We start from the raw sequence: 862 nt of genomic DNA, 5'->3' as shown, positions 1-862 counted from the left end.
ACGGTGCGAAGTAGAACCGGTCGACGGCACCTGTCATGCCCGATTGAGCGCCAGTGCCGCCCGTGCCAGGAGCGCCGCCACTTACATCCCAGTTCGCAGAGCTCGCAGGTGCCCATAGCCCGATATAACCGCCGCCCCCGCCTCCGCCTCCACCGCCAGTGCCGTATCCGTTTCCGCCGTTACCTCCCTTGGCAAAGAGCGTAATGGCGGATATGGGGTTTTCGGAGAAGATATAGATTACTCCTCCTCCGCCACCGCCACCCCCCCCGGTCGGATTCGTACCTGTTGCCGCGCCTGTTCCGCCATTACCTCCGCTCGCCCATAAACCGCCGCCACCACCACCACCTGCAGAGCCAGTACCGTAATAACTCGCTCCACTGTTCCCGTTACTTCCATTCATATACACTTGACCTACCAAATATCCAAACCCGTATAAAAGATAGTTTCCCAACCAAGTTGGATATTTCATGGCTTTTAACGCGGCATCGGTTTGCGGAACACCGTAGCCGCTCCCGCCTGCTGCTCCCGCTGAAGACGAATATGAAGCTCCAGAAACCCCAGTTGTACCAACGTTCGGTAAATAACCGTTGGCATAAGCGCTTCCATTTACGGAAGCACCTGCGGCGATCCCGGTTGGCCCTGGATTCCCGTTTGCCTTTATAACTCCGTTTCCGATTATCTGTCTGGCGAATATTACGACGTTTTGGCCGCCACCAACACTGCCGCTGTAAGCGCCAGGGGCATCGATACCACTATTCGCATCTATCACTCCGTATAAACTTAAAGTATCACACACAATCACTCTGACCGGAGCGCCGTTCGACGGGGTCGCTGCTTTTGTGTACTGTAGCGTTGCGTTTGG

At 55.9% G+C, this 862-nt stretch carries 2 protein-coding genes; both read right to left on the bottom strand.

The window, feature by feature from the left end; all coding sequences use genetic code 11:
* Window positions 1-237: 237 nt before the first annotated feature.
* Window positions 238-396, bottom strand: coding sequence for a hypothetical protein (locus AC4ED1_RS14650; protein WP_490939870.1), 159 nt, complete (start codon window positions 394-396; stop codon window positions 238-240).
* Window positions 397-474: 78 nt separating this feature from the next.
* Window positions 475-606 (bottom strand): hypothetical protein, encoded by a 132-nt coding sequence (locus AC4ED1_RS14645; RefSeq protein ID WP_490939868.1) that lies wholly within the window; start codon window positions 604-606, stop codon window positions 475-477.
* Between the last annotated feature and the right edge of the window lie 256 nt (window positions 607-862).

The organism is Effusibacillus sp. SKA8, assembly GCF_058273125.1.
Note: the sequence above shows the minus strand (reverse complement) of the source record. Positions and strands in the feature narration are given on the sequence as shown.